25 protein-coding genes are annotated in these 25,666 nt (G+C 68.3%); 18 read left to right on the top strand and 7 right to left on the bottom strand.

Annotated features, from left to right (window positions below):
- The first annotated feature begins 75 nt into the window (after window positions 1–75).
- From EAO78_RS10515 to EAO78_RS10525, 3 genes are all read left to right on the top strand, one after another.
- The gene (locus EAO78_RS10515) at window positions 76–1,827 is read left to right on the top strand and encodes a rhomboid family intramembrane serine protease (protein WP_122105790.1); all 1,752 of its coding nucleotides are present in this window, start codon (window positions 76–78) and stop codon (window positions 1,825–1,827) included.
- Between the two features lie 108 nt (window positions 1,828–1,935).
- On the top strand, window positions 1,936–2,703 hold the full coding sequence (locus EAO78_RS18450; RefSeq protein WP_238987666.1) for a hypothetical protein: 768 nt from the start codon (window positions 1,936–1,938) through the stop codon (window positions 2,701–2,703).
- 151 nt (window positions 2,704–2,854) lie between these two features.
- Window positions 2,855–3,694 carry a halocyanin domain-containing protein gene (locus EAO78_RS10525; RefSeq protein WP_238987667.1) on the top strand — a complete coding sequence of 280 codons (840 nt, stop codon included), beginning with the start codon at window positions 2,855–2,857 and terminating at the stop codon, window positions 3,692–3,694.
- Between the two features lie 12 nt (window positions 3,695–3,706).
- On the opposite strand, the gene EAO78_RS10530 is transcribed toward EAO78_RS10525, so the two are convergent.
- Both EAO78_RS10530 and EAO78_RS10535 read right to left on the bottom strand, forming a co-directional pair.
- Complete coding sequence (locus EAO78_RS10530) at window positions 3,707–4,345, bottom strand: METTL5 family protein (protein ID WP_122105791.1); 639 nt, start codon at window positions 4,343–4,345, stop codon at window positions 3,707–3,709.
- Between the two features lie 4 nt (window positions 4,346–4,349).
- Entirely contained in the window at window positions 4,350–4,778 is a 429-nt protein-coding gene (locus tag EAO78_RS10535) for a hypothetical protein (protein ID WP_122105792.1), read from the bottom strand.
- A 279-nt stretch (window positions 4,779–5,057) separates the two neighbouring features.
- On the opposite strand from EAO78_RS10535, the gene EAO78_RS10540 reads away from it, so the two are divergent.
- The 5 genes from EAO78_RS10540 to EAO78_RS10560 all read left to right on the top strand — a co-directional run bounded on the left by EAO78_RS10540 (window position 5,058) and on the right by EAO78_RS10560 (window position 9,409).
- The gene (locus tag EAO78_RS10540) at window positions 5,058–6,011 is read left to right on the top strand and encodes a transcription initiation factor IIB (protein WP_122105793.1); all 954 of its coding nucleotides are present in this window, start codon (window positions 5,058–5,060) and stop codon (window positions 6,009–6,011) included.
- Window positions 6,012–6,085: 74 nt separating this feature from the next.
- Window positions 6,086–6,520, top strand: a complete 435-nt coding sequence (locus EAO78_RS10545; RefSeq protein WP_122105794.1) for a universal stress protein — start codon at window positions 6,086–6,088, stop codon at window positions 6,518–6,520.
- A 30-nt stretch (window positions 6,521–6,550) separates the two neighbouring features.
- Entirely contained in the window at window positions 6,551–8,545 is a 1,995-nt protein-coding gene (gene menE, locus EAO78_RS10550; RefSeq protein WP_122105795.1) for an o-succinylbenzoate--CoA ligase, read from the top strand.
- Between the two features lie 79 nt (window positions 8,546–8,624).
- Window positions 8,625–8,867 (top strand): hypothetical protein, encoded by a 243-nt coding sequence (locus tag EAO78_RS10555; protein WP_122105917.1) that lies wholly within the window; start codon window positions 8,625–8,627, stop codon window positions 8,865–8,867.
- 23 nt (window positions 8,868–8,890) lie between these two features.
- The gene (locus EAO78_RS10560) at window positions 8,891–9,409 is read left to right on the top strand and encodes a macro domain-containing protein (RefSeq protein ID WP_122105796.1); all 519 of its coding nucleotides are present in this window, start codon (window positions 8,891–8,893) and stop codon (window positions 9,407–9,409) included.
- A 54-nt stretch (window positions 9,410–9,463) separates the two neighbouring features.
- Here EAO78_RS10560 and EAO78_RS10565 read toward each other — a convergent pair whose 3' ends face one another.
- The gene (locus EAO78_RS10565; protein WP_122105797.1) at window positions 9,464–10,438 is read right to left on the bottom strand and encodes a sugar phosphate nucleotidyltransferase; all 975 of its coding nucleotides are present in this window, start codon (window positions 10,436–10,438) and stop codon (window positions 9,464–9,466) included.
- A 96-nt stretch (window positions 10,439–10,534) separates the two neighbouring features.
- Between EAO78_RS10565 and EAO78_RS10570 the strand changes: the two genes are divergently transcribed.
- Complete coding sequence (locus EAO78_RS10570) at window positions 10,535–10,810, top strand: transcriptional regulator (protein WP_122105798.1); 276 nt, start codon at window positions 10,535–10,537, stop codon at window positions 10,808–10,810.
- 5 nt (window positions 10,811–10,815) lie between these two features.
- On the opposite strand, the gene EAO78_RS10575 is transcribed toward EAO78_RS10570, so the two are convergent.
- Window positions 10,816–11,649, bottom strand: coding sequence for an HNH endonuclease (locus tag EAO78_RS10575; RefSeq protein ID WP_122105799.1), 834 nt, complete (start codon window positions 11,647–11,649; stop codon window positions 10,816–10,818).
- A 49-nt stretch (window positions 11,650–11,698) separates the two neighbouring features.
- Window positions 11,699–12,376, bottom strand: coding sequence for a DJ-1/PfpI family protein (locus tag EAO78_RS10580; RefSeq protein ID WP_122105800.1), 678 nt, complete (start codon window positions 12,374–12,376; stop codon window positions 11,699–11,701).
- Between the two features lie 175 nt (window positions 12,377–12,551).
- Here EAO78_RS10580 and EAO78_RS10585 point away from each other — a divergent pair, with 175 nt between their 5' ends.
- From EAO78_RS10585 to EAO78_RS10600, 4 genes are all read left to right on the top strand, one after another.
- Window positions 12,552–15,215: a heavy metal translocating P-type ATPase gene (locus EAO78_RS10585; RefSeq protein WP_122105801.1), complete on the top strand. Its 2,664-nt coding sequence runs from the start codon at window positions 12,552–12,554 to the stop codon at window positions 15,213–15,215.
- A gap of 86 nt (window positions 15,216–15,301) precedes the next feature.
- A complete protein-coding gene (locus tag EAO78_RS10590) occupies window positions 15,302–16,474 on the top strand; it encodes a 3-dehydroquinate synthase II (RefSeq protein WP_122105802.1) in 1,173 nt (390 codons plus the stop codon).
- A gap of 398 nt (window positions 16,475–16,872) precedes the next feature.
- Window positions 16,873–17,892, top strand: a complete 1,020-nt coding sequence (locus EAO78_RS10595; RefSeq protein ID WP_122105803.1) for a two-component system sensor histidine kinase NtrB — start codon at window positions 16,873–16,875, stop codon at window positions 17,890–17,892.
- A 55-nt stretch (window positions 17,893–17,947) separates the two neighbouring features.
- Window positions 17,948–19,018, top strand: a complete 1,071-nt coding sequence (locus EAO78_RS10600; RefSeq protein ID WP_122105804.1) for an NAD(P)/FAD-dependent oxidoreductase — start codon at window positions 17,948–17,950, stop codon at window positions 19,016–19,018.
- 31 nt (window positions 19,019–19,049) lie between these two features.
- On the opposite strand, the gene EAO78_RS10605 is transcribed toward EAO78_RS10600, so the two are convergent.
- Window positions 19,050–20,576, bottom strand: coding sequence for a carboxypeptidase M32 (locus tag EAO78_RS10605; RefSeq protein WP_122105805.1), 1,527 nt, complete (start codon window positions 20,574–20,576; stop codon window positions 19,050–19,052).
- A 148-nt stretch (window positions 20,577–20,724) separates the two neighbouring features.
- Here EAO78_RS10605 and EAO78_RS10610 point away from each other — a divergent pair, with 148 nt between their 5' ends.
- Complete coding sequence (locus tag EAO78_RS10610; protein ID WP_122105806.1) at window positions 20,725–21,771, top strand: threonine aldolase family protein; 1,047 nt, start codon at window positions 20,725–20,727, stop codon at window positions 21,769–21,771.
- Window positions 21,772–21,790: 19 nt separating this feature from the next.
- On the opposite strand, the gene EAO78_RS10615 is transcribed toward EAO78_RS10610, so the two are convergent.
- Complete coding sequence (locus EAO78_RS10615) at window positions 21,791–22,162, bottom strand: hypothetical protein (protein ID WP_122105807.1); 372 nt, start codon at window positions 22,160–22,162, stop codon at window positions 21,791–21,793.
- Window positions 22,163–22,315: 153 nt separating this feature from the next.
- Here EAO78_RS10615 and nth point away from each other — a divergent pair, with 153 nt between their 5' ends.
- From nth to EAO78_RS10635, 4 genes are all read left to right on the top strand, one after another.
- Complete coding sequence (gene nth, locus EAO78_RS10620) at window positions 22,316–22,999, top strand: endonuclease III (protein WP_122105808.1); 684 nt, start codon at window positions 22,316–22,318, stop codon at window positions 22,997–22,999.
- Between the two features lie 135 nt (window positions 23,000–23,134).
- The gene (locus tag EAO78_RS10625) at window positions 23,135–23,689 is read left to right on the top strand and encodes a DoxX family protein (RefSeq protein WP_122105809.1); all 555 of its coding nucleotides are present in this window, start codon (window positions 23,135–23,137) and stop codon (window positions 23,687–23,689) included.
- Between the two features lie 186 nt (window positions 23,690–23,875).
- Complete coding sequence (locus EAO78_RS10630) at window positions 23,876–24,967, top strand: glutamate--cysteine ligase (protein WP_122105810.1); 1,092 nt, start codon at window positions 23,876–23,878, stop codon at window positions 24,965–24,967.
- A 64-nt stretch (window positions 24,968–25,031) separates the two neighbouring features.
- Entirely contained in the window at window positions 25,032–25,634 is a 603-nt protein-coding gene (locus tag EAO78_RS10635) for a winged helix-turn-helix domain-containing protein (protein WP_122105811.1), read from the top strand.
- Window positions 25,635–25,666 lie beyond the last annotated feature (32 nt).

Here is a 25,666-nt window from a genome sequence, read left to right on the forward strand (position 1 = left end):
CCGCCCACGTTCGGGACGGTCCGTCGTCCACGTCGACCCGCGAATTGATATGCGATCGGTCGCTGTAGTGGGGATATGGCTCTCGAGGCGCTTCCGATCGACGCCGTTCACCTGCTGGTCGCGGGTGCGGCGTCGATCGTCGCGCTCGCGGCGGTGGTCGCCACGGACCGGCCCGCCGGGAGATGGGGACGGCGGCTCCGCTCGCGGCTGCTCCTGGGCGTCCCCTGGGGAACGCTCGTCGCCGTCGGCTTCGTGATCGGCGTCTACCTGTTCGTCCAGAGCGGGTTCGAGAACCCGAACCGCCCGGTCGTGATCCCGTTTCGCGCGTGGTCGTACTTCTACCCGGAGGGGATGCTCTGGGCGGGGTTCTCCCACGCGAGCCGCGGGCACGTCACGGGCAACCTGCTGTCGACGCTCGTCGCGGGGTCGCTCGCGGAGTACGCCTATGGGCACTTCCCGCGCGAGCGCGGGAGCGAGACGTTCGGGTCGCTCCGCCGGAACCCGTACGTTCGAGCGTTCTGTGTGGTCCCCGGCGTGGTCCTGTCGTTCGGGATCGTCTCCTCGCTTTTCGCTTTGGGACCGGTGATCGGTTTCTCTGGCGTCGTCTTCGCGCTGTGGGGGTTCGCGCTCGTTCACTATCCGGTCGGAACGATCGCGTCGTTGACGGCGGCGACGCTCGTCAGCGTCGTCTACGAGACGGTCCGAACGCCGGTGGAGATCGCCGAGGCGACCCCCTCGTTCGGGCCGCCGAGCTGGGCGAACATCGCGGTCCAGGGCCACGCGCTCGGACTGATCGCCGGCGCGCTCGTCGGTGCGTGGCTTCTCCGGCGGCGACGAGCGCGGGCAACGGGTCCGACGAGCGGACGCGCGTTCGGGATCGATGCCGGTCCGTCGCGCACGTCGGCGTTCGTCGTCTTCGCCGGCGTACTGTTGTTCGGTGCGTCACGCCGACTGTGGGCGGTCTACTGGTATCTCGGGAACGATCGGTACGAGCTGTACCGCGCGCTGGGGCTCGCCGGCGTCCTCGCGCTCGCCGCGATCGTCGCGGTCGCGGTCGCGGGTCGTGACGACCCGATCCGGCCGTCGCTCGCGGTCCCGGAACCGCGGACGATCCGCGAGAGCGCCGCCTCCGTGACGCCCGCGGCGGTTGGCCTTCTGTGTCTCCTCGCCGCGTTCGCGGCGGTCGCCGGCCCCGCGGTCGTCCCCAACCTCGTCGCGGTCGACGAGGGTGACCTCCCGGGCGACTCGATCGAGGTGGAGGGGTACCAGGTGACCTACGCCGAGGACGTCGAGGATCGGACGGTGAGCGCCGTCGACGTCGAGGCGTTCGGTCGCTCCACGTCGGTGCGGACCTCGGGGGTGATCGTCGCGAACCCCGACCGGGAGATCTGGACCAGGGCGGTCTCGACGGGGAACCTCGCGTTCTGGGGATACCGCGCCGTCGACGTGGGCGGGACGGGCTGGCGCGAGACGGTCTGGGTACAGCGCACCGGGTGGGTCGCCGTCGGCGGCAACGCGACCTACCGCGTCGACGCGGTTCGCGAGGGGAACCGATCGACGCTGTTCGTGAGCGATGCGGCCCACGCGGAGCCACGCCTCGATGGCCGGAACGTCACGGTCGCGGCCGTCGAGGAGGGATTCGAACTCCGGGTCGCCCACGAGGGGACGAACGCGACGGCGCCGATCCCGCCGGAGAACGAGTCGGTGACGCTTCGCGGCGTCGCGTTCGTCCGCGAGGAGGAGGCGATCTTCGCCGAGCGTGGCGACTCGCGGGTCCGGGTCGCCGAGCGGGAGCGGTACGAGGGGCGCGAACGGAGCCGAAACTGACGTCCTCGCCCGAGCGATGCCTGCGAACGGCGATGCTTCCGGCCGACCCGGTTGAGTTCGTGCGAATTCCGGACCATTTATACCATAGATGTGAGGACGTGAACCAGTATGGCCCTCCACCTCAGCCATGCGGTTAGCGACGGGCTTCGACGAACCCTCACTCGAACTGGCGGGACCCTCCTCGCCGGATTCCTCCTCATCCAGTTCGCAACGCAAGCGGCCGTCAACACGGCAGTCCTCGGATACCTCCCCTCCGACGTGGCCGGTCAGTTCAGCGCGAACGTCGGGATCACCCTGCCGGTCTCGGGGCCGGTCGCGCTCGCGCTGTTCTGTGCCCTGCTTCCCCTGTCCGCGGCGTTCTTCGCGGTCGTCGCCCGCGCGCTCGTCCAGCCGTTCGAGGAGCTGTCGGCGTTGCCCGCGGACGCGACGCGACGGCTCGGCCGCACCACGGTACGGCTTTTGGTCGGCGGGATAGTCGTGACGGTCCTGATCTTCCTCGGGACGGCGTTTCTCGTCGTTCCGGGGCTGTTCTTCGCCGTGTCGTTCCTGTTCTTCGTCTTCACGATCGCCGTCGAGGAGCGCGGGCTCGTGGACGGTCTCAAACGGAGCTGGGCGCTCGCCCGTGGCTCGCGACTCAAGCTGTTCGGCATCGTCGTGCTGGCTGGCGTGTTCGGCGGCTTCATCGGCGTCATCGCGCCGCTTTTCGATCTCGCCGGCGCTCCGGTCGCCGGCGACGCCGTGACGATCGCCGCCTCGGCCGTGTTCTTCACGCCGTACTACGCGATCATCGCGTCGGCGTATCTCCAACTGCGTGACGACCCGACGGGTCACGACTCGCCCGAGCCGGTCGACGCCTCGGGGACGCCCCGGCTCTGACCGGGTCGGTCGTTTCGGATTCCGATAATCGTCGACGGGCGTCGTGTCGTCGAACCGTCTCGGGCCTTGGTGACACGACCTCACACGGTTCTAAGTAACTTGGAACAGGTCCACATTTTTGTATGGCGTACGGACGAATCCCGACACGCATATGCCCTCCACCAACCGACGAGCGTTCCTCGGAGCGAGCACGGTCCTCGGCCTCGGTACCCTGGCCGGTTTCAAGAACCTTCGGACGGCGGACGCCCGAACGGAGACTTCGGCGATCGAGAACGACGACTCGTTGGACGACTGGCTCGCGACCGCTAACGACCCACGGACTCCCCGGATCCGTGACTTCCGGTTCGACGACCCCCCGACGGTGTACCTCGACGTGTCGAACTCGAAGTCCTTCTCGCCGCCCGCGATCAAGGTCGCACCCGACACGACCGTGACGTGGGAGTGGACCGGAACCGACCGCGAGCACAACGTCGTTGCCGCCGACGGGACGTTCGACAGCGGCGCGCCCGACGGCGAGGCGGGGACGACGTTCGAGTACACCTTCGAGACGGAGGGGACGTATCGGTACGTCAGCGAACCGCAGGCCGAGGCGGGGATGAAAGGCGTCGTGGTGGTCGAGTCCGCGCCGTCGAGCGGCTATCCCACCGTCGACGAGTGGTTGGTCGATACGAACGAGTACGACGGGAGTATCACCGACCGGACGGACGAGGACCTCGTCGAGATCACGACCGGGGCGGACGGCAACGGCGGGAACCTCGCGTTCGACCCGCACGCGGTGACGGTCTCGACCGAAACGACGATCCGGTGGTCGTGGACCGGCAGCGGGGGCGGACACGACGTCGCTTTCGAGGACGCCGACGTCGGAAGCGAGACGATCTACGCCGAGCCCGGCGTCCACTTCGAGCACACGTTCAACGAGACCGGCGTCTTCCGGTACGCCTGTCGACCCCATCGCGGGCTCGGCCACCGCGGCGCGATCGTCGTCGAGTAAACCGACGACGGTTCACGCCGGGGAGGCCGACTCCCATTCGATCCGGTACACCTCGACGTCGAGCTCGCGGGACCCCTCAGTGTGGTGTTCGAACTGGGCGTCCACCGCGAAGTCGGCCGCGAACGCGTGGGTCACCTCGCCGCCGTTGTCGGCGGCGAACGCCTCGAGGAACTCCCGGCTTCCGGCGTTGTGGACGGAGTAGGAGACGGTCGCGAGCTCGCTCGCGGTCGCGAGGAACGACCGGTCCGCGTTGCGGTTGCCGTCCTGCGCGCCGAACGGCGGGTTCATGACGACGGTGACCGGTTCCGAGAACGTCACCGGAGGTCGCGTCGCGTCTCCCTGTATCCAGTGAACGGGGGCGCTCGCGGCGATGCGGCGCTCGTTTCTGCGAGCGGTGGTCAAGGCGGTGCGGTCGAGCTCGACGCCGACCACGCGTGCGGGCCCGCGAAGCGCGGCCGCGAGCGCGAACATGCCCGTCCCGGCACCGAGGTCGAGGACCGTTCGGCCGTCGACGTCGCCCTGGAGGTCGGCGAGATGGACGACGTGCGCGGCGAGATCGGGGGGAGTGGGGTACTGTTCGAGGGTCGCACGTGGGTTCTCGAACCCGGCGACGACGCCGAGTTTCGTCGCGAGCGAACGCTTCGTCGCCATGCGTTCAGGCGGTCGTGTGGTCGGCATCGCTCCCGTCCGTCACGACGCCGTCGTCGATCCGAACGAGTTCGACTCCCTCGCGGCGGGCGCGCTCGGCGAGCGCCGAGAGCGTCGAGTCGACGGCGTCGGCGTCGGCGACCTCACCGAGACGGACCTCGATCCGGCCGGCCCCGAGGAACGCGGCCGCGCGCACGAACCCGCGCAGCCTGTCGGCCTCCTCGCCGGTGGCGAGCGGACAGTCGTCGGCGAAACGGGCGTCGACGACCAGCGTCGCCGGCTGGTAGTCGCGGGCGGAGAGGCCGGCTTTGAGATCCCGGAGGTACTCGGGAGCGGTACTCTCGAGGTCGGCCGCGTCGACGACGATCGGGTCTATCTCGGCGGGACGACACCCGTCTATCGCCGCGTCGATCCCGCGTGGTTCCGTGGTGCTCATACTCGTCATAGTTTCTAGTTATACAAAAGCTTTTTTGAATGTTCAGTAGTAATACCTCTTGCGTCGGACGGAGTCGGTCACGTTTCGTGTTCGGACGCGATCGACGAAGGGCGGTTTCCCCCGGCCGACTCCCCTTCGACCCCCGCAGTGATCGACACCGAACGCGTCGTAGGAGCCGTTAGGGGCGGGTATTCGATATTTCACCCCGTCGATCGTTCGTGTTTCCTCTCCAACATCTGTGAAAAAGTCTTAAATACGGCACTGACCAGAAACCTTATAATGGAACGTCCGAGCCGCCAGCGCCAGAGGGAGCGGGACACCGAGCGAGAATCGGACGAGGAGGCGATCACCTGCCCCGAGTGTGACTCCGACGAGATCGTCACCGACGCGGACCAGGAGCTCGTCTGTGAGGACTGCGGGCTGGTCTTGGACGAACAGACGATCGATCGCGGTCCGGAGTGGCGGGCGTTCAACCACTCCGAGCGGCAGTCGAAGTCCCGCGTCGGCGCGCCGATCACGGAGACGATGCACGACAAGGGGCTGACGACGACGATCGACTGGAAGGACAAGGACGCGTACGGGCGGTCGCTCTCCTCGGAGAAGCGCTCGCAGATGCATCGGCTCCGCAAGTGGCAGGAGCGGATCCGGACGAAGGACGCGGGCGAGCGCAACCTCCAGTTCGCGCTCTCGGAGATCGACCGCATGGCGAGCGCGCTGGGCGTCCCCCGGTCGGTTCGGGAGGTCGCCTCGGTCATCTATCGACGCGCGCTCTCGGAGGACCTCATCCGCGGCCGCTCGATCGAGGGCGTCTCCACCGCCGCCCTCTACGCCGCCTGCCGACAGGAGGGGATCCCCCGATCGCTCGACGAGGTCGCGGAGGTGTCCCGGGTACCGCAAAAGGAGATCGGCCGGACGTATCGCTACATCTCCCAGGAGCTCGGATTGGAGCTCAAGCCAGTCGATCCCAAACAGTTCGTCCCGCGGTTCGCCTCCTCGCTCGAACTCAGCGAGGAGGTCCAGTCGAAGGCGACCGAGATCATCGACGTCTCCGCCGAGCAGGGGCTGCTCTCGGGGAAGTCCCCGACGGGGTTCGCCGCCGCCGCCATCTACGCCGCGTCGCTGCTCTGTAACGAGAAGAAGACCCAACGCGAGGTCGCCGACGTCGCCCAGGTCACCGAAGTCACCATCCGTAACCGGTATCAGGAGCAGATCGAGGCCATGGGTTTCCGCTGATTCGTCATCGGGCTCGACCACCGACGACCGGAGGATCGGGTTTTTAATCGCCACCCGGCGTATCGACCGACGAGATGTACGACGAGATTCTGGTGCCGACCGACGGAAGCCCCGCCTCCGACGCCGCGATCGAACACGCGATCGACCTCGCGGACCGATACGGAGCCCGCCTCCACGCGCTCTACGTCGTCGACGGCTCCGCGTACTCGACGCTGGAGGCCGGGTCCGAGATCGTCGTCGACGCGCTGCAGTCGGAGGGCGAGGAGGCGACGAAGCGCGTCGCCGACGCCGCGGCCGACGCGGGCGTCGAGACGACGACGACGGTGGCGTCGGGAACCGCCTACCGCTCGATCCGCGAGTACGTCGACGAACACGGGATCGACATGATCGTGATGGGCACGCACGGACGGAAGGGGCTCGATCGGTACCTGCTCGGCAGCGTGACCGAGCGGGTGGTCCGGACCGCGGACGTGCCGGTGTTGACCGTCCGACAGCCGAGCGATGAGTGAACCGTCTCCCCGGGTCTCACACGCCTGACTATGCGCGACTGGCTCACACACCGCGTCGTCTCCTCCCCGGACGAGATCGGACTGATCCGCGCGGAGGACGGGGAGGCCTGGACGTACGCCGACCTCGATCGACTCGTCTCGGAGACCGCGGGCCGGCTCGTCGCACACGGGATCCGCGAGGGCGACCGACTCGGGGTGCTCACCCCGCCGTACGTCGGGACGGTCGGGCTCGTCCACGCGACGATGCGCGTCGGCGCGACCTTCGTCCCGCTGGGTGAGGAACTCACCCCGCGCGAGTTGGGCGAGCGGGTCGAGCGGGCCGACCTCGACGCGGTCGTCTGTTCGGAGTCGACGGAGTCCGACGCGCTCGCGGCGGTCGAGGACGTTCCCGTGCTCTCCGTCGACGAGCCGACCGACGCGGCGGTCACGGCCGTCCACGACGCCGATCCCGACCCGGTCGATCCGGGCGAGTGGACGTTCGACGACCCGCTCTGTATCCTCTTCACGTCGGGGACGACCGGCGTGCCGAAGCCCGTCCCGCTCACCGCGGGCAACGTCTACTCCTCCGCCGTCGCCTCCGCGTTCCGGCTCGGCGTCGACCCGGACGACCGCTGGCTCGTCTCGCTCGCGCTCCACCACATGGGCGGGCTCGCCCCGGTGTACCGGTCGGTGCTCTACGGAACGACGCTCGTGCTCCGGGAGGGGTTCGACCCCGGCGGAACCGCCGACGACATCGACCGGTACGACGTCACCGGCGTCTCGCTCGTCCCGACGATGCTCGAGCGGATGCTCGACCGGCGGGGGACGCTCGCCGACACGCTGCGGGTCGTTCTCCTCGGCGGCGCGCCGGCCCCCGAGGAGCTGATCGAGCGCTGTCGGGACTACTCGATCCCGGTGTATCCGACCTACGGGATGACGGAGGCCGCCTCGCAGGTCGCGACCGCCACGCCGAAGGCGACTCGCGACCGTCCCGACACGGTCGGTCGCCCGATCTTCGGCACCGACGTGGTCGTCGTCGACGAGGAGGGCGACCCGGTCGACGCCGGCCAGACCGGCGAGATCGTCGTCGACGGTCCGACGATAACCCCCGGATACCTCGGACCGGACGCGACCGGCTCGGAGTTCGGGCCGTACGGCCTCCACACCGGCGACGTCGGAACGCTCGACGAGGACGGCTACCTGTACGTGTTCAACCGGCTCGACGACCGGATCGTCACCGGCGGCGAGAACGTCGAGCCCGGCGAGGTGTCGGACGTGTTGGCCGGCCACCCCGCGGTCGACGACGTCGCCGTCGTCGGCCTCGCGGACGACGAGTGGGGCGAACGCGTCGCGGCGCTCGTCGCGGTCGGCGACCGGACGGACGCGATGCGGAGTCCGACCGAAGACGACGTGGACTCCGTCGACGACGGCGACGAGATCGAAACCGACGGGGTGGAGACCGGCGGAGCGGAGAGTGACGAAACGGAGGCCGGCGGCGAGCGCGACGACGACCTCGGAATCGGTCCGGCAGCCGACGACGGGGAACGAGAGATCGGTACGGCGGGAGGGAACGAACTCGACGACGCGCTCCTCGAGTTCGCCCGCGACCGTCTCGCCGGCTTCAAGATCCCCAAGACTATCGCCTACACCGACGAGCTCCCGCGGACCGTCTCGGGAACGATCGACCGGGACGCCGTCCGGGAGCGGCTGCGCGAGACGGGCCACGACCCGCGAGACGGGTTCGGGAGCGCCGGGTTCGAACCCGCCGACCCCGAGCCGGCCGACGGAGATCCCGAGGACGGCGAGAGCGCTGACGTCCAAGGCGCTGACGCCGAGGACGGCGACGCCGGCTCCGATCACGACCGACCCGAGCACTCGAACGGGTCGGCGGGCGACGGCGTCGACCCCTGGCGAGCGCGGACCGACCTCACCGCGGAAGTGCTCGAGGAGAGCCGCGACGACCGGACGGATCCCGTTCGATCGGCGGAGTCCGGAGACGGAGAGAACTCCGGGGGCAGCGAGGACGGAGATACGAACTCGGGGTGACCGCCGGCGCTCCGGCGCGTCCATCCGTCGGCGAACCCGTTTTGTCGTGCCGGACCGTAACCGCGTTCCGAGACGACCCGTGTACGTGCCCGACGATCCGCCCGAGGTCTGTCCCGCCTGCGGTGACCGCTACGAGTCGGTCTCGCGACACGCCGACGGGTTCACGGTCAACCTGCTCGAGAACGAGCGCTACCGGCGGGTGTGTTTCCACCCGGCGACGACCGCGGCCGGGGAACCCGCGCTCGACTGTTACCACCACGCGCACGCGGAAACGACCGGAGAGGAGAGCGACGGTCCCACCGTTCCCGCGGAACGCTCTTGACCGCGGCGACCGATCGCCCGCGCATGGAGTTCACGGTCGTCCAGGGCGACATCGCGGAGCAGTCGGCCGACGCGCTGGTGAACGCCGCGGGGACGAGCCTCCGGATGGGTTCGGGCGTCGCCGGCGCGCTCAGACGCGCGGCGAACGGCCCGATAAACGAGGCGGCGATGGAGCGAGGCCCCGTCGATCTCGGCGGCGTCACCGTCACCGACGCGTTCGAGTTGGACGCCGAGGTCGTGGTCCACGCGGCGGCGATGCCCCACTACGGGGACGGCCGCGCGACCGCCGAGAGCGTCCGGGACGCCACCCGGAACGCCCTCGCCGCGGCCGACGAGCGTGGCTGTGGATCGCTCGTCGTCCCCGCGCTGGGCTGCGGCGTGGCCGGGTTCGACCTCGCTGAGGGTGCGCGGATCATCGCGGAGACGATCCACGAGTACGACCCGGAAAGCCTGCGAGACGTACGCTTCATCGCGTACTCGAGCGACGAATACGGGACGATTCGGCGCGTTGCCGACGCGGTTCGCGGTGAAGGTGGGGGCTGACGCGGACGCGACGGTTACGTCGACGACGTCGATCGCCCGACGACGTCGACCCGCCTAGAAGCCCTCGCCGCTCGTGATCGAGGTGTACGCGCCGATCAGCGATCCGGTGAGTTCGACCTCCTCGAGGGTCGCGTGTTCGTCGACGACGGTGTTCTTTACGTCGCTGTCCGTGATCGTCGCCTCGGGGAAGACGACGGCGCGCTCGAGCGAGCTGTCGGTGACTTCCGCGCCGTCCATCACGTGAACGACGTCGCCGATCTCGGCGTCCTCGACGGTCGCCCCGTCGTCGACGAGGCTTCCGCCGTCGAGCGCGTACTCGACGGTGTCGAGGTAGCTCTCGGCGGTGCCGATGTCGAACCACGCGCCGTCGAAGGTGAACGCGTGGACCGGCTCGCGCGACTGGAGCCACTGGAGGAACCAGCCGGGCTCGTCGGGGTTCTTCCCGTCCTCGAGGTACGTCGCGAGGTCCGGCAGCGTCTCGACGGGGAACGCGTAACACGCGATGGAGACGAGCGTGCTCTTGGGGTCGTCCGGCTTCTCCTGGAAGTCGATCACCTGATCGCCGTCGAGGTCGACGAGCCCGTACGACTTCGCGCGCTCCAGGGATCCCACGTCGTAGGCGGCGAGCACCGGCGTTCCCTTCTCCTCGAAGAAGTCGCCGAACTCGGCCAGATCGAAGCTGATCAGGTTGTCGCCGGCGACGACCATCAGGTCGTCGTCGACTCCCTCCCGGTCGACCAGCTGGGCCAGCGCGCCGACGACGCCGAACTTCTCGTCCTCCTCGACGGTCTCCTCGATGGAGAGGGTCGGCTTCTCGAAGTCGCTATCGGCCAGGTACTCGTCGAACGTGTCGGCGAAGCGCTCGTTGGTGGAGACGAACACCTCGTCGACCCGGTCGTCGGCCTCGAGGTCGGCGAAGATCTCGTCTATCACCGTCCGCTCGCCCACCGGGAGGAACATCTTGGGACGGTCCTTGGTTATCGGCCAGAGCCTCGTCGCGTATCCGCCGGCAAGTACCACTGCTTTCATACGCACACCCTCTATCCCCGTCGTCATACTTCTTGTGCCTGTGTCAACGGCGGGACGCTTCGCCGTCGTTTTCTCCCGTGCCGACGAGCGGGAGACATGGAGACGACCCGCCAGCGGATCGCCGAGCGCCTCCGCGAGGAGCCCGCGACGGCGAGCGAGATCGCGGCCGACCTCTCGCTGCCGACGCCGACCGTCTACGAGCATCTCGAACACGTCTCTCGGTCGGTCGACGGGGAGGAGTCGTTCCTCGTCTCGCCGCCGACGTGTCGCGACTGCGGGTTCGACGGCTTCGACGACCCGCTCAACGCCCCCTCGCGGTGTCCGGAGTGTAAATGCGAACGGATCGACGAGCCCGCGTTCGTGATCCGGTGATCGGACTAGAAATCAGCGATCTCGTGGTTGTGATAGCGTAGGAACTCTGTGTCGATCTCGTGATCCGGCCGGGTTTCGAGTGTCGTCCCGTCCACGTTCTGATCGTACGCATGGGCGATTCGACCGCTCTCTGGATCGATCGAGAGCATCCCGTAATCGAAATCGGCGTGATGGTTAGGGCACACAACGATGAGATTCGAACGAACATCCGGGCCGTCATGCGGGGATCCGAGTGGCCGAACGTGGTGTGCCTCGGCATATCGCTCACTGGGCGACTGTCGGCGAACGTCTCCACAGATTTGACATTCGAATCTGTATTCTTCTTTGAGTCGAGACGAGATCTGCGTGTCACGGATTACTCGAGAGCGACGAGTCTCGACCCGCTTTGGTGGAGAGATATCCGAAGCATGGGAGGATCGATCGACCCGTTCCTTTGTGTCGTATGTCAGCGTGAATTCAAACACACGACGCCCGTTCCGCCGAACTCGATCGAACTCTAACACCTCAACCCGTCCACGATACTCCCAGGCGTCACCTCCGGGCGGTTTATAGAAGAAAAATATCGGGAGCGGTGCCGTTTCTGCTTCTGCGAGATATCGATTTCCGGCCGTCAGCTCTTGATCTCCGCTCTGACCTTCCCCGACATACGTAAATTCGTCTCCACTGAGCTTATCAGCGTAAGGACCATCACCCCGTGCAAACAGCCGGAGATATCGCCTGTCGTCCGAGTCATAACAGATCTCGATACCTCTCCCTGTCATCCCACGGTCGAAAACCGACTGTAGCCTGTCAGATGTGTATCTCTCACCGACTTCCAAATCGAGATCTGAAAGCCTCACGCATCAGTCTCACGCTCACAATAAAAATAGCTGACGTGCGTGTAACGGATTACAGCTGCTCGAGCAGCGTCGCGGCCGCGGCCGACGACGAGCCCGGCCCGCGAGCGGTGATCAGGTCGCCGTCGACCGTGACGCTCTCGTCGGCGTCGAGCTCGGCGTCCCAGTCCGCGCCGGCAAGCCGGACCTCGTCCTCGACCCAGTAGGGGAGCTTCCGTCCGTCGGGCAACACGTCATCGTCGTCGACGATCCCCTCCTCCCACTCGTTGGGGAACCCGGTGACGGAGCGCCCCTCGACGAGCGGCGTCCCGTCGGCCTCGCGCGTGAAGGATAAGATTCCGACCGCGTGACAGACGACGAGCGCGACGCCGTCGTCGCCGGCGACCGCGTCGAGAAGCAGTTGGCGGGCGTGTCGGTCCTGGTTCACGTCCCACACCGTCCCGTGGCCGCCGGGGAACACGACCGCGTCGTGGTCGGCGGCGTCGACCGCCGCGATCGGTTCCGGGTCGTTCAGTCGGGGATGAGTCTCGTCGATCTCGCGGTACTCCTCGACGACCGCCTCGCCGCCGGCGGCGTCCGGCTCCAGTGACCGCTCGTCGACGACCGGCGGCGAGCCGGACGGCGTCGCGACCGTCACGTCGATGCCCTCGCTCTCGAGGGTCGTCAGCGGCTCGAGACACTCCTCGGCCCAGTACCCCTCCTCGCTCACGACGAACAGCGCGCGTGTCATGGGTGCCCCGTCGTTCGGCCCGCCGACTGAAAAGGCGTCCGTGCCCGGCAGCGGCGAGGGCGGCCGAGTGACTTATGTCGTGACGCGGCCGATTTGTATTCGAAACTTTCGTCCCGTAATATCCGAACTTTCGAAAGGGAAACACCACTGAATGGGGAGCCCGTATGAACGAACGATGAGTACGCGAAAGAGCCGGATCGACGTTCAGGGGATGAGCTGTGCGAACTGCTCCCAGTCCGTCTCCGACGCCGTTCGCTCGCTCGAGGGGGTCTCGGAGGCGAACGTCAACTTCGCCACCGACGAGGGGTCGGTGACGTACGACCCCGACGAGGTCTCGCTCGGCGAGATATACGACGCGATCGAGGGGGCGGGCTACTCGCCGGTGAGCGACACGATCACGATCGCGGTCACCGACATGTCGTGTGCGAACTGCTCGGAGACGATACGGGACGCGCTCGAACGGACGCCGGGCGTCGTCGACGCCGATGCCAACTTCGCGACCGACGAGGCACGGGTCACGTACAACCCGGCCGAAGCGAGTCCGGGGGACTTCCACGACGCGATCGAGGACGCCGGCTACTCGCCCGTTCGGGAGGGGGGCGAGACCGACGACGCCTCCGACGGCGACGCCCGGGAGACCGCCCGGCAGGAGGAGATCCGTCGGCAACTCCGGCTGACGCTGTTCGGCGCAGTCCTGTCCCTGCCCCTGCTGGTGTTCATGACCGATCACCTGCTGGCGCTCGGCCTCGTCGGGGACGAACTCGTCGGCGTTCCGTCCGGATGGATCGCGTTCGCGCTGGCGACGCCCGTCCAGCTGGTGCTCGGCAAGCCGTTCTACGAGAACTCCTACAAGGCGCTCGTCACGAACGGCCGCGCCAACATGGACGTGCTGATCGCGCTGGGCTCGACCACCGCGTACGTCTACTCCGTGGCGGTCCTGCTCGGGACGATCGCCGGCGGGCTGTACTTCGACACGGCGGCGTTCATCCTCGTGTTCATCACGCTCGGCAACTACCTCGAGGCCCGCTCGAAGGGACAGGCCGGCGAGGCGCTCCGGACGCTCCTGGAGATGGAGGCCGACACCGCCACCGTCGTTGACGAGGACGGGAGCGAGGTGGAGGTCCCGCTCGAGGACGTCGAAGTCGGCGACCGGATGAAGATCCGGCCCGGCGAGCAGATCCCCACCGACGGGGTCGTCGTCGACGGCCAGTCGGCCGTCGACGAGTCGATGGTGACCGGCGAGTCCGTCCCCGTCGAGAAGTCCGAGGGCGACGAGGTGGTCGGCTCGACCATCAACGAGAACGGCGTGCTCGTCGTGGAGGCGACGAGGGTCGGGAGGGACACGGCGCTCCAGCAGATCGTTCGGACGGTGAAGGAGGCGCAGTCGCGCCAGCCCGACATCCAGAACCTCGCCGACCGCATCTCCGCGTACTTCGTCCCCGCGGTCATCGCCAACGCCGTCCTCTGGGGGGTCGTCTGGTTCCTGTTTCCCGAGGCCCTCGCGGGCTTCGTCGACGGCCTCCCGCTGTGGGGGCTCGTCGCGGGCGGTCCCGTCGCCACCGGCGGCGTCTCGGTCTTCGAGTTCTCGATCGTCGTGTTCGCGTCCGCGGTACTGATCGCCTGTCCCTGTGCGCTGGGCCTTGCGACCCCCGCCGCGACGATGGTCGGAACGACCCTGGGTGCGCGGAACGGCGTCCTGTTCAAGGGGGGAGACGTCCTCGAACGCGCGAAGGACGTCGACACCGTCGTCTTCGACAAGACCGGGACGCTCACGAGAGGCGAGATGGAACTGACCGACGTCGTCGTCCTCGACGACGGGGAGCGGCCCGTCGGGGACCGCGACGGCGGGACGCTCTCCGCCGACGGCGGCCGTCTCGCCGCCCGTGAGCCGCTCGGCGAGGACGACGTGCTTCGGCTCGCGGCCATCGCCGAGAGCGGGAGCGAACACCCGCTCGCCCGCGCGATCGTCGACGGCGCCGTCGAGCGCGGCATCGATACGGCCGACCCCGACGACTTCGAGAACGTCCCCGGCCACGGCATCAAAGCCACCGTGAACGGCAGGGAGGTGCTGGTCGGCAATCGGAAGCTCCTCCGTGACGACGGGATCGACCCCTCGCCCGCCCTGGAGACGATGGAGCGTCTCGAAAAGGAGGGGAAGACGGCGATGCTGGTCGCGCTGCGCGGCTCGGATGGAAGCGGGAACCCCGAGTCGAACGGCGATCAGCCGCCATCGGAGGGTGAGATCGTGGGCGTGGTCGCCGCCGCCGACACGGTCAAGGAGACCGCGAGGGACGCCGTGAGCCAGCTTCGAGAGCGCGGCATCGACGTGATGATGATCACCGGCGACAACGAGCGGACCGCACGTGCCGTCGCCGAACGGGTCGGGATCGAACCCCGGAACGTCCGCGCGGAGGTCCTTCCCGAGGACAAGTCGGACGCCGTGGAATCCGTCCAGGAGGGCGGTCGAAAGGCCATGATGGTGGGCGACGGCGTCAACGACGCCCCCGCGCTCGCGGTCGCCTACGTCGGCACGGCGATCGGCTCGGGCACGGACGTCGCCATCGAGGCCGCCGACGTGACGCTGATGCGCGACGACCCGGTCGACGTCGTGAAGGCGATCCGCATCTCGGACGCGACGCTCGCGAAGATCAGACAGAACCTCGTGTGGGCGCTGGGATACAACACGGCGATGATCCCCCTGGCCTCGCTCGGGTTGCTCCAGCCCGTGCTCGCCGCCGTCGCGATGGCGTTCTCGAGCGTGTCGGTGCTGTCGAACAGCCTGCTGTTCCGTCGGTACACGCCCGACCACGACTACGAACTGCTCGGTCGGCTCCGCTGAGCGGTCCCCTCCCGGCGGTGTCCGGACGGTCACGTCCGGATGTCCCTTTCGCAGTTTTCAAGCCACGCGCCCGTGAGATACGGGTAATGACACGCACGGTCTGGATCAAAGCCGACGGCGCGGTCGGCGACTGGGAGACGCGAAAGCGACGGATCACGACCGCCATCGAGGCGGGCGCGGACTGGGTGCTCGTCGACGAGACCGACGTCGGTCGCGTCAGGGAGCTCGGCGACGTGAACGTGGCGGCGTTCCTCGCGGACGCCGACGTCGTCGACGGCGACGACGAGAACGCCGAGGCGGACGCTTACTTCGTCGGGAAGGGCGGCGAGGGCGACGGCACCATCGACCTCCCCGAGGACTTCTCCGGGTCGGCGGACCTCACGACCCTCCGGCGACGCGACGACCGCGCGCAGGGCGCGTACGTCCGCGTGCTCGGCACGGAGTACGAGGCGTTCGCCGAGGCGGCGGCGGAGGCGGCCGACTTCACGGTGATCGTCGGCGAGGACTGGTCCATCATCCCCCTCGAGAACCTGATCGCGCGCGTCGGCGAGGAGACCCACCTGATCGCGGGCGCGACGACCGCGGCGGAGGCGCGAACCGCCTTCGAGACGCTCGAGATCGGCGCGGACGGGGTGCTCCTGGATTCCGACTCGCCCGACGAGATCCGCGGCGCGGTCGAGGCACGGGACGCCGCCGACCGCGAGACGCTCGACCTCCGGTACGCCGAGGTGACCGCGGTCGAGGCCACCGGCATGGCGGACCGCGTCTGTATCGACACCGGCTCGCTGATGGACGGCGACGAGGGGATGCTGGTCGGATCGATGTCCCGCGGGCTCTTCTTCGTCCACGCGGAGACCGCGGAGTCGCCGTACGTCGAGTCGCGCCCGTTCCGCGTGAACGCCGGCGCGGTCCACGCGTACGTTCGCAACCCCGAGGGCGGTACCAACTACCTCGCGGAGCTGTCGAGCGGCGACGAGGTCCAGATCGTGGACACCGACGGGGACACCCGCGAGGCGATCGTCGGCCGCGTGAAGATCGAGAAGCGCCCGATGTTCCGGGTCCAGGCCGAACTCGAGACCGACGACGGGGTCGACCGGATCGAGACGCTGATCCAGAACGCCGAGACGGTGAAGGTCGCCACGAAGGAGGGACGGACCGCCGTCACCGACCTCGAGGAGGGCGACGAGGCGCTCGTCTACTACGAGGACGTCGCGCGCCACTTCGGCGAGGCGGTCGAGGAGAGCATCATCGAGAAGTAACGTGATCCCTCACCGAGAGTGACGGATCGCCCTCGGTGACGGCGGATCCGGTCCCCGGTCCAGTCGAGCGGACGGCCCGCGAACCGAGTGGACGACGCCTGTTTTTCGTCTTCCACGAACCCGGACACTGTGACCGATCCGGGTGCTCCACGTCGACGACGACCCGGCGTTCGCCGACCTCGCGTCCGAGTTTCCGTAAGGTGAGAGCCACCGGATCGACGTGCGCACCGAGACGGAGCCGACCGTCGCCGACGCGAACGTGCTGGACGGCGTTCGATTCGAGATCGCGACCGAGTGACGGTCGGACGTGGATGAGTGACGGTCGGACGCGGACGACACTCCCGCGTGGGCGGGTATCAACAGTTAACTATCGGGACCCCGGACGTGCTCGTGAAGCGATGAGATCGCCGGATCCACCCGTCGCCTCCGACGATTTCTATCGGACTCTCGTCGAGAACGCCTCGGAGGGGATGTTGACGATCGACGCCGAAAGCGAGATCGTCTACGCCAATCCGGCGATCGAGGACATTCTGGGATACGCCCCCGACGAGCTGATCGGGAGCTCGAAGATGAAGATCATCCCGGAGCGGCTCCAGCCGGTCCACGCCTCGGCGCTCGCGGCGTACGTCCGGACGGGAGAACGGAACATCGACTGGGACGGGATCGAACTCCCCGCCCAACACAAGGACGGCCACGAGGTGCCGACGCTCGTCAGCCTTCGGGAACACGAGTACGACGGCGAACAGTACTTCACGGGGGTCGTCCGGGACGTCACCGAACGGAAGCGCCGGGAGGAGCAGCTCCGCGACCAGAAGGACCGCCTCGACGAGTTCGCGGACATCCTCGCACACGACATCCGGAACCCGCTGTCGGTCGCCATCGGGTACACCGACATCGCTCGAGAGAACCACGATGCCCCCGAACTCGAGAACATCGCCGAGTCGCTCGCCCGGATCGACGACCTCGTCGACGACGTGTTGGCGCTCTCGAAGGAGGGCCGGGAGATCGGCGAGACCGAACCCGTCGCGGTCGAGGAGAGCGTCCACGAGTCGTGGCGGAACGTGGACATGCGGGGAGCAACCCTGCGGATCGACTCGGAGTTGGGGACGGTCGAGGCCGACGAGAGCCGCTTTCGCGAACTCCTCGAGAACCTCTTCGGGAACTGCATGGAACACGGCGGGAGGGACGTGACGGTCCGCGTCGGTCGGACGCCGGACGGCACCTTGTACGTCGCCGACGACGGTCCCGGGATCCCCGAGAGCGTCCGTCGAGAGGTGTTCGAGTACGGCTACTCGACGACGGAGGACGGGACCGGATACGGCCTCTCGATCGTGGCTCGGATCGCGGACGCTCACGGCTGGGACGTCTCCGTGACCGAGGGCGTCGACGGCGGCGCACGGTTCGAGATAGTTCCTTGAAGCGCGCACGTCCCCCGACAAGTGTTAGCCCGTCGCGTCCATAGCCGAGACAACGATGACCACCATCGGCATCGTCGGCGCGGGTGCGGCCGCGGCGGCGGCGACGCACGTCCTCGACTCGGCCGTCCCGGACGCCGAGGTGACCGTCCTCGAGAAGTCGGGCGGACTCTGTGGCCGGGCCGCGACCCGACGGAACGACGACCGTGACCTCGTGTACGACTACGGCGCGAACTACCTCAAGGCGGACGACGATCGAGTCGTCGAACTCGTCACCGAGACCCTCGACGACGAGGGGATGGTCGACGCGACCGAGCCCGTGTACACCTTCGACGAGTCCGGCGAGGTGTCGCCCGGGCGCGACGCCGACGACCACAAGTGGAGCTACCGGACGGGACTCACCCAGATCGCCAAACGACTGTTCGGCGGGACCGACGCGACGGTCCACCGGCGGACCCGCGTCGAGACGATCCGACGGGATGAAAGCGGAGACCACCCGTGGACCCTCGTCGACACCGACGGCGACTCGTGGGGACCGTGCGACGTCCTGCTCGTGAATCCGCCGGCGCCCCAGACCGCCGAACTGCTCGCGGACGCCGAGTGGGAGTCACCGGTCCGCGAGCGACTCCGCGCGGCCGCCGCCGACGTGCCCTACCGCACCGTCTGGACCGCGATCCTCCACTACCCCTTCGCGCTCGATCGACCGTACTACGGGCTCGTGAACGCGGACAAGGAGCACGCGGTCGGCTGGATCTCCCGCGAGGAGTGTAAGGACGGCCACGTTCCCGACGGCGAGTCGCTGCTCGTCGTCCAGGCGGGCGGCGAGTGGTCGGCCGAGCGCTACGACGCCGACCCCGCCGACAACGTGGCCGAACTCGCCGGCCACGCCGCCGACATCGTGGGAGACGACCGGCTCCTGGACCCCGACTGGACCGACCACCAGGGCTGGCGTTACGCGATCCCCGAGGGCGAACTCGATCGCGAGCCGGCCCACGGAGAGGACCCGGTCGACGCGGCGGCGCGTGAGGGACTGTACGTCCTCGGCGACTGGGTCGCCGGCGAGGGTCGACTCCACGCCGCGCTCGCGAACGGGCTCGACGCGGGTAAGCGGGTCGCCGAGGACGTTTGAACGGGGCTGAACGGAGGGAGTCCGTCCCCTCCTAGAGGTCGTACAGCTCGCCGTACTTCCCCTCGACGTACGCGAGGAACGCGTCAGCCGAGAAGTCCTCGCCGGTCGCGCGCTTCACCAGCTCGTTCGTCTCGTAGCGGGAGCCGTGGCGGTGAACGTTCTCTCCGAGCCACTCGCGGAGCGGGTCGAAGTCGCCGTCGGCGATCGAGCCCTCGAGGTCGTCGAGGTCGTCCTCCGCGGCCGCGTACAGCTGGGCCGCCATGACGGACCCGAGCGAGTAGGTCGGGAAGTAGCCGAAGTTGCCGTGGCTCCAGTGGATGTCCTGGAGACATCCCTCCGCGTCCGTTTCGGGCCGGATCCCGAGGTACTCCTCGTACTTGTCGTTCCAGACCTCGGGCACGTCCTCCACGGCGAGGTCGCCCCGGATCAGGTCGCGCTCGATCTCGAAGCGAACGACGATGTGGAGGTGGTAGGTGAGCTCGTCGGCCTCGACGCGGATGAAGTTGTCCTCGTACACCTGGTTCGCGGCCTCGTAGGCGTCCTCGACGGCGGCGTCCGCCGTCCCGGGGAAGCGTTCCTGGAACGTGGGGAGGAAGAGCTTCCAGAACGCTCGACTCCGGCCGACGTGGTTCTCCCAGAGCCGCGACTGCGACTCGTGGACCGAGAGGTCGCGGGACTCGCCGAGCGGGGTCCCCCAGTGCTCCCGGGGAAGCCCGAGGTTGTACTGGGCGTGGCCGAACTCGTGGATCGTCGAGCCGATCGCGCCGAGCGGGTCGGACTCGTCGAAGCGCGTCGTCACCCGGCAGTCGAACTGGTTTCCGGAGGTGAACGGGTGCGAGGAGACGTCGAGCCGACCGCGGTCGAAGTCGTAGCCGACGAGTTCCAGGGCGTCGCGCGCGAGCGCCTCCTGGTCCTCCTCGGGGAACGTCCCCTCGAAGGTGTCGACGGCGAGGTCGCGGTCGGACTCGCGGATCTCGTCGATCATGGGGACGAGCGTCTCGCGCAGTTCCTCGAGGATCGCTTCGGCGCGCTCGATCGACAGACACGGCTCGTAGTCCTCGAAGAGCACCGCGTAGGGGTCGCGGTCGGGGTCGATGTGCTCCGCGTACTCGCGTTTGAGTTCGACGTGCTTCTCCAGGTGCGGCGCGAACGCCTCGAAGTCGTCCTCGGCCCTCGCCTCCTCCCAGGCCGCGAGCGCCTCCGAACTCGTCTCGCTTATCTCCTCGACGAGCTCGACGGGGACCGCGTCGGCGCGGTCGTACTCGCGGCGGATCTCGCGGACGACCGCCGCCCGCTCGTCGGTCAACCCGGCCCCCTCGAGTTCGTCGAGGAGCTCGCCGGTCTCGTCGTCGGTCAGCATGTCGTGGCGGACCGACGAGAGCGTCGAGAGCTGTTTCGAGCGGGCGGGCGTCCCGCCCTCGGGCATCATCACCTGTTGGTCCCAGCCGAGGACGCCGGCGGCGCTGCCGACCGCGTTCCAGCGTTTCGCGCGCTCGAGGAGGGCGTCGTACGCGTCCGGCGCGTCGGACCCGTCGTCGGATGCGGCTTCCGTTGCCATACCGCGTGGAACGGTCGGGTGCGTTAAGAAGGACGCGCTCCCGGAATCCGATCGGCGGGGACCTTCGTGACCCGGCAGGTCGCGATCCGACGGGACGATCCCGAGAGCGCGAGCTATTTGATGCCGGCCGCGAAACGCCGGGACAGAGATGTCCACGGACGACTTCATCGACATGCGTTCGGACACCGTCACCCGCCCCTCGGAGGCGATGCGGGACGCCGCCCGCGACGCCGACGTCGGCGACGACGTGTACCGCGACGACCCGACGGTCAACGAACTGGAACGCCGCGCGGCCGACGCCGTCGGCATGGAGGCCGCCCTCTACACGCCGAGCGGAACGATGGCCAACCAGATCGCGATCAACGTCCACACCGACCCCGGCCAGGAGGTGCTCCTGGAGCGGGAGTCACACGTCTACCGGTGGGAACTCGCGGGCGCGTCCGCGCTCTCGGGGCTCCAGACGCGGACGATCGACGCCGGCGAGCGCTGCGTCCCGACTCTCGAGGAGGTCGAGCGGGGGATCGTCGAGGAGGACCTCCACCGACCCGGAACCGGTCTCCTGACGCTCGAGAACACCCACAACTACCGCGGCGGGATCGCCGTGCCGAAGGAGCGCCTCGACGCCGCCGCGACCGCCGCGCGCGACGCCGGAGTCCCGGTTCACCTCGACGGCGCGCGCGTGTTCAACGCGAGCGTCGCGCTCGACGAACCCGCGCCCGACCTCGTCGAGGAGATCGACAGCGTCACCTTCTGTCTCTCGAAGGGGCTCGGCGCGCCGGTCGGGTCGATCCTCGCCGGCGACGAGGCGTTCATCGAGGCGGCCCGCCGGGTCCGAAAGCTGTTCGGCGGCGGGATGCGACAGGCCGGCATGATCGCCGCGCCCGGGTTGCTCGCGTTGGAGAACGTCGATCGACTCGCCGAGGACCACGCCAACGCCGCCGCCCTCGCCGCCGGGCTCGACGACCTCCCGGGCGTCTCCGTGCCCGAACCCGACACGAACATCGTCGTCGCCGACACCGAGGCCGCCGGTATCGAGGCGGGCGAGTTCGTCGAGGCCTGTACCGACGCCGGCGTCGGCTGCGGCGAGTTCGACGCGTACACGACCCGCTTCACGACGCACCTCGGGATCGGCGGCGAGGACGTCGACGAGGCAGTCGACCGGGTGAGCGAGGTCGTCGCGGCGCTGTCGGCGTAGACCGATCGACCGTCTCGTTTCACCCCGTCGCGATCCACATCAGCCGGACGTTCGAGCCGGTGAGGTAGAGCCCGACGAGGGTCAGGAGTACGGGCGGGAAGTAGTAGAGGAGCCCGTCGCCATCCCGGGCACCGAGGACGCTGATCCACAGCATGACGAGGTACACCGCGATCTTGAGCCCGACGAGCCCCGCGAGCCCGAAGGAGTCCAGCGCCAGAGCGACGACCGGATTGGCCTCCTCGACGGCGGGGACGTACGCGAGGAAGGCTATCGTCGAGACGATGTCGCCGACCCCGTACGTCGACGTCGCGGCGATCCAGAGGGTGTAGAACTCCTCCGGCCGCCGGAGGTACGCCGGGTGACGTCGGGTCCGGTCGCGGGAACGTGACACGTCGGTTCCTCCGCGGGAGGGACCCTGAAAGTATCGCTCCGCGGTCGCGCCGGAGTCCGTTCGGAGTCGGTTCCGGTTCGTCCCGGATTCCCCTCCGGATGGACTCGAGGCCGCTTCCGGATCGCTTTATGCCGGGCGACGGCTGCAACATGTATGGGAACGCCGCTCGAAACGCGCGAGTCGCAGGTCGATGAGGTTCTCGAGAGGCTCTACGAGGAGTACCCCGACTCCACCATCTCGCTGAACTACTCGAACCGGCTAGAGCTGCTTATCGCCGTGATCCTCTCGGCACAGTGTACCGACGAGCGCGTCAACGCGGTCTGTGCCGACCTCTTCGAGACGTACGAGACGCCGGAGGACTACGCGAACGCCTCCCAAGAGGAGCTCGCGGAGGCGATAAACTCGATCACCTACTACAACAACAAGGCGAAGTACATCCGCTCGGCGTGTGCGGACATCGTCGAGGAACACGACGGCGAAGTGCCGGACACCATGTCGGAACTCACGGACCTCATGGGCGTGGGCCGCAAGACCGCCAACGTCGTCCTCCAGCACGGCCACGACGTCGTCGAGGGGATCGTCGTCGACACGCACGTCCAGCGGCTCACCCGCCGACTGGGGATCACGGAGGAGGAGCGACCGGGGGCGATCGAGGAGGACCTCCTCGGGATCGTCCCGGAGGAGGACTGGCAGCAGTTCACTCACCTCATGATAGACCACGGCCGGGCGACGTGTACCGCGATCAACCCGGACTGCGACGAGTGCGTGCTGGCCGACCTGTGTCCCTCCGCGAAGCCCGACGCCGCCGTCGACCTGGCGAGCGGCGAGGAGTGGTAGGCGGCGAGAGGTATCGGCGTTCGGTTATAAAGACCCCGCTCACCGGGGGAGTCGACGATTTCCTTCCCCGGATCGTGGAACCCGCTTCCCCTCTTATGTGTTCACCCGGCGTATCCGTAACCGGAGAGAGACACAATGTCCACGAAAACTACCAACGAGTTCGGCGGGGAGTTCGGCGGCATCACGCTGTTGGGGAAGGCGCACTCGCTGTCGGCGCTGTTCATCGTCCTGCTCCGGGCGCTCATCGGCGGGATGATCCTGTTCGCGGGTCTCGGGAAGGTGACGGAGTGGCCGTTCGACGCGGCCGGATACCTCGCGAACGTCGATCCCGCGAGCCCGGTCAGCGGCCTCTACGCCGCGATGGCGTCGATGCCGGCGCTCATGGAGGTCGTCAACGTCGTCGTCCCGTTCACGCAGGTGCTCATCGGCGTCGCGCTCATCGCCGGGGCGTTCGTCCGGCTGGCCGCGCTCGGCGGGGCCATCCAGATGACGATGTTCTACCTCGGCGGCTGGGCGGGGGAGTTCCTCGCGCTGTTCGACTCGACGCTGATCTACGCGGCCGTGTTCCTCACGGTCGCCGCCTTCGGCGCGGGCCGGATCCTCGGCCTCGACGCCTACATCGAGCGGATCGAGGTCGGCGGGATGCCCCTCGTCGAGCGCTTCCCCGCGGCCCGCTACCTCCTTGGCTGAGCCGAAGAGGCGGCCGAACCGAACCCTCGGCCCGACTCGTTTTCACCGTTCGGAACACGTTTTCGACACACTGCGGTTCCGTCACGAGGCGATTTTCCATCCACTACGAAGCGATCTTCCCCATCCACTACGAGGCGATTTCCCCCATCCACTCCATATAAGAACGACCGGGCTAATTGCCTCGTAATGGAGCTCGGTTCGCGGGACGCGTTCACCCGGACGGGAACGCTCGGCATCGAGGAGGAGTTCTTCATCGTGGACGCCGACGGTCGCCCGACCTCCGGGACCGACGACCTGGTGTACGGCCGCGATCCGCCCACGGCCGTCCCCGAGGGGTTCGACCACGAGCTGTTCAAGTGTACGATCGAGGCACAGACGCCGCTCATCGAGGACCCGGGTCGGGCGGGCGACGCGCTCCGGTCGGTCCGGGAGGCGCTCGTCGAGCACGCCGCGGCGGACGGCTACCGGATCGCGGTCGCGGGGTTACATCCGGCGGCGAAGTGGCGCGAGCTGGACCACGCGGAGAAACCGCGGTACCGTTCACAGCTCGATCGGATCCAGTACCCCCAACACCGGAACACGACGGCGGGTCTCCACGTCCACGTCGGCGTCGACGACGCGGACAAGGCGGTGTGGATCGCGAACCGCCTCCGCTGGTACTGTCCGGTGATGCTCGCGCTGTCGGCGAACTCCCCGTTCTGGAACGGCTACGACACCGGGCTGGCGTCGGCGCGGGCGAAGATATTCGAGAACCTCCCGAACACGGGGATCCCGTCCGCGTTCGACGACTTCGAGGCGTTCGACCGCTTCGAGCGACGGATGGTCGAGCAGGGGTCGATCGAGGACCGGGGCGAGCTCTGGTTCGACGTGCGCCCGCACACCGGCCACGGTACCGTCGAGGTCCGCGCGCCGGACGCCCAGCGCGACCCCGAGCGAACGCTCGCGTTCGTCGAGTTCGTCCACGCGCTCGTCGTCGACCTCGCGGCGCGATACGACGACGGCGAGTCAGGAGCGTCCGACCCGCCGCTCCGACGCGAACTGTTGGACGAGAACAAGTGGCGCGCGATCCGACACGGCCACGACGCGTCGTTCGTCACGCGCGACGGCGAGGACACGGTCTCGCTCGGCGAGGTCGTCGACGAGGAGTGTGACCGGCTGGGGGTGACGGGGATCCGGGACGTGTACGACGCCGAGAGCGGGACGGACCGACAGCGGCGGATCCGCGAGGCGGACGGGCTCGACGACCTGTGTGCGGACCTCGTGTTGGAGGACGCCTGACCCGGTTCCGTCGGAACGAAAGCGACGAGAAACCCTTTTGGGCGCACGGAGCGAACCTTCGGGCATGACCACGGACGACGCCGACCGCGGGGACGACCTCGTCGACGACGGCGAGGACGGATCGCCCGCGGATCGGACCAAAGAGGAGCTTCGACGGACGCGCGAACGACTCGGCGAGGGTGCCGACAAGGCCGTCAAGGGTTTCGACGACAACGTCGTGGACCTGCTGGCGTGGCTGCTCGACACCGAGACGCGGGCGCGGATATACGTCTACCTCCGCGAGAACCCCCGGAGCACCAGCGACGAGGTGGCCGACGGGACCGGCCTCTACCCGAGCACCGTCCGGGAGGCGCTCGCGGAGCTCCACGACGAGGGGACCGTCTCGCGCGGGAAACGCGAGGCCGACGGCGCGGGCAACAACCCGTACGAGTACGAGGCGATCGCGCCGAGCGAGCTGGTCCGCGGCGTCGTCGGCGACGTCCAGGCCGAGCTCAACGCCGTCTTCAACCTCGACCGGCGACTGGGCGGAGAGTCGGCCGAGGGCGACGACGAGCCGGTTCAGATCTCCGTCGCCGGCGCGGACGGGAACGGGGACGGGGAGACCGACCCGTCCGGTGACGACGCTGACGGCGAGAACGCTGCCGACGACGGCGACACCGACCGCTGACCAAGGTGACCGAACGACGGCGACCGATCCGA

The sequence above is a fragment of the Halobellus captivus genome (assembly GCF_003697845.1).
Lineage (GTDB): Archaea > Halobacteriota > Halobacteria > Halobacteriales > Haloferacaceae > Halorubrum > Halorubrum glutamatedens.